The following is a 3,644-nucleotide window of genomic DNA, read 5'->3' as shown; positions in this document are numbered from 1 at the left end:
CTGAAGTTCTAAATATTCACTGTTTTTCTCTAGTAAACCTCTCATCAGATCTTGTTTTTCAAGCATCCGGAATGTATCGGTTAAACCAATATGCTTGAAAGGGATATAATTCCCTTTCATAAGACCATGATAGGTTGCTTCAATATTAATGGCTGCTATGTAATAAGCGAGTAAAACAATCTCATTGGCATGGATATCATAACGGTATTTATATTCCATGTCCTCTGGTTTGATGAGTTTTGATTGTAACAGCCGCGTGATAAAGGTTCCTGTTCCAATGAAAGGGTCGAGAATGGAGACACCTCGTGATCCTAGACTTTTTCCAAATTCATTACGCAAGACATCATCAACAGAATGAATGATAAAATCAACAACCTCAATGGGGGTATAAACAATTCCTAATTTTTCTACTGTACGTGGAAAAGCATAACGGAAAAATTCATTATACAGCTCTACAATTAAGCTTTGTTGTGCTTCAAGAGTGGTAATTCCACGCGTGTAAAATTGTACACTCTTAGAAATATTTTTGAGATCTTGAGATTCTTCTTTAAGAGTAAACTTATCAAGGACATTGAGTACACGTTGTAAAGCACAAGATACGGGATTTTCTTGAACAAACTGATGCCCCTCAAATAAAGCATTAAAGACTGGACGCGTCACAAGATGTTGTGCAAGCATTTCAATTGCGTCTTGTTCGGAGATAGTTGTATTTAAATTACTACGCAATTCGGTCATAAAATCATTAAACACCTGCCGTGTTTCAGTTTCTGATTTCGTCAAAACCTCAGTTAAGCGTGTGATATGAGTTTGAGCAAGATCACCAACATTTATTGCCCATTTTTTCCAATAGCTAGGGTCGTAAAATCTCTTAACAATAGCAGTTTTAATGACATCTTTACATTTAGAAAAAAGGGGGAGTTCTCCCTGTTCTTCACATGTGTGAGAGGATTCGTAAGTTGCTAACCCAATATTAAGTCCTGAACACTCTAATTTTGAGCGTATAGGTAAATCATCAATAACCGTGGTCGTATCTTCTAACGCAAGTTCTTGAGAAGCAGCAACGATTTCAAGAGCATCGCTTACATCTTGTTTTTTGTGCATATGGTGAATTATTTTATTAAAGTTATCATCATGGGCACGTAAAGCATTGAGAACTTGCCAGATGACATTATACTTTTTGTTGTTTTCTAAGGCTATTTCCGGCGGAATGTCAGCGGGTATCCCAATGGGTAGAATAATATAGCCTCTTTTTTTACCCTCTGCTCGACGCATTACACGTCCTATTGCTTGAATAATCTCAATTTGACTTTTTCGCGGGTGTAAAAATAGAACGGCATCAAGAGCAGGAACATCAACACCTTCAGAAAGACAGCGTACATTGGTAAGTACACGGCAGGTATTTTCCCCCGCATCTTCCTTTAACCATTCAAGTTGTTTTGTACGCTCTTTAGCACTAAAGGTTCCATCAATATGGGCAAGGGTACAGTTAAGAGGAGGAGTATCTTTATAGTTTTTATGAAGAGCGCGTAAAGATTCTTGCACTTTTTCTTTTTTGAATCTTTTGCATATGCGTTTAGAAGTATCAATATCTTTGCAAAAAGCTAAAGCTCTACGCATGGGCTTGGGGTCATCTTCAAGATCAAGTTTCAGATCCATTTTGGTAAGGGCTCTATAACAGCCATTAATCTTGGTCCTATCATCGAGAATAAGTTCATAATTCTTATCGGTAATCAGATGTTGAATGGATTGACTTACTTCTTCTTCGTTGACAACTAATATGATAACTTTACAAGGTGATAACAGCTTATCCTCTAAAGCACGTGAAAAGTTGTAAGTGTAAAGTTGTTTGCCATAGAGTTTTTCATTATCCATGGACACCAAAACGTTATTGGATAAGAAAGCATTCCTTTTCAGCTTGTCACTAAAGATCTTTGGGGTTGCTGTCATGTAGAGGCGTTTTTTGCCTCGAATAATGCTATTGTCATGAACCTTGATAAATTCAGATTCATTGTCTTCACTTCCCAATGAAGCCCCAGTTGTTCTATGCGCTTCATCACAAATGATCAGATCAAATTCGGGTAAACCATGCTCTTTTTGTGCATCCGAAAGCACTTGGATAGAATGGTAAGTTGAAAAGATAACCGTCATTGTGTCTACTAGGTTTCCACGCGCTTCTTTAGCAAGGGCTTGTGCATCCGTGGTAGCAGGGAGAACAAGATCTGATGTTTCCATGCCAACAATATCATCTTGGTTTTTAAGACGCTTGCCTACTTTTGTATCCGAACACACAGCAAAAGAACGCAAAGGTACTTGTGCATCGGCTGTCCATTCACGGATCGTTTGTGAGACTAAAGCAAGCGAGGGCACCAGAAACAAAACACGCTTGCCTTTTCCTGCTATGTGTTCTGCTATCTTAAGGCTTGTGAAAGTCTTCCCCGTTCCACATGCCATAATCAGCTTGCCACGGTCTGCTTCTTTTAACCCTTCACAGACTTTCTTGATGGCTTCTTCTTGATGGGGACGAGGCTCTTTTATTGATTTAAGAACAATTTCTTTTTTAGTTGCAAATATTTGCCAATCTATACGACTGTTTTCCATATGACGAAGGTCAATACGATAAACGGGTATCGCTTGTCCTTTGATCATGGCATTGACATTGTCACTTAATTCCACTTCCGTGGTATCGACGAGAAGACGATATTTAAAGATGTCTTTTCCAGAGGCAGCGATAAAGCTATCAATATCTTTTTTACTGATCTGATGGTCAGCTTTATAAAACTTACATTGAATAGCCACATATCCCTCTTGATGACGAAGCTTTGCCACCAGATCAATGCCGATATCATTTTTATTCCAACCGTCACGCTCTGTTGCCCATTCATAATAGCTCTCAACCGTTTCATATCGTCCAAAATGGAGAGGGTCATGCATAAGATAAGCCATGACAAGGTTTTCAAACAGCGTTCCCAATTCACGGGGTGATTTTGCTTGTTGACGATAATATTCCAAGAGAGAGCGTAAAGAGACATGTTCATGATCAGAATGATGAGGGCGAAGCATAAAGAATAAACTCCATGACAATATATTCTATTGATTAATTCTTATCAAAAGAATCAAAACGAAGCTTATTAAATCCATTTTGAATGAATAGTGTGAAAAATTCGGAAAATGCTAAAAAGCGGATAAATTTTTTCAAAAAGTTTTTTAAATGCTGTTTATCCACAGCCTATGAGAGAAATCAGATCAGCAAAATAGTGAAATTTGCTATTCGTTTCACGTGTTCATCAAGACAAATTCGATATGTACATTAAAATATCAGAATGAGTATTTTGATAGGTTTTATGAGTCGCTAAAATAGTCTATTTTGTCAGTTCAATTTACAGACACAAACTGACAAATATATATTATTGATTGTATTTAAGGTTGTAGTGTCGATATAGGTTGTATCGTTAAAATGCTAACATATTGAAATATAATGTTTTTAATTTTCTCTCATTTTAAAAAAATAATATAGGAGCTAGAATGAACTGACAAGACTGACAAAACTCTTCTGATAAGGTCACTCAGATCATTATCTTTGGAGAACGGGTGCTTAATGCGCTGTACAGAGAGTTTTGCCTATTTGAGTAGAAAGTTTTAAAAGA

Annotated in this window: 1 protein-coding gene; it reads right to left on the bottom strand. The window is 37.1% G+C overall.

What is annotated here, in order from left to right:
• Positions 1 to 3,060: DEAD/DEAH box helicase family protein (locus ACFIL2_RS00355; RefSeq protein ID WP_375680045.1), on the bottom strand; the 3,060-nt coding region annotated here is incomplete at its 3' end.
• Positions 3,061 to 3,644: the final 584 nt, after the last annotated feature.

The organism is Bartonella sp. AP30XZML, assembly GCF_042195945.1.
GTDB lineage: Bacteria > Pseudomonadota > Alphaproteobacteria > Rhizobiales > Rhizobiaceae > Bartonella.
This window is presented reverse-complemented; position numbering and strand designations above follow the sequence as displayed.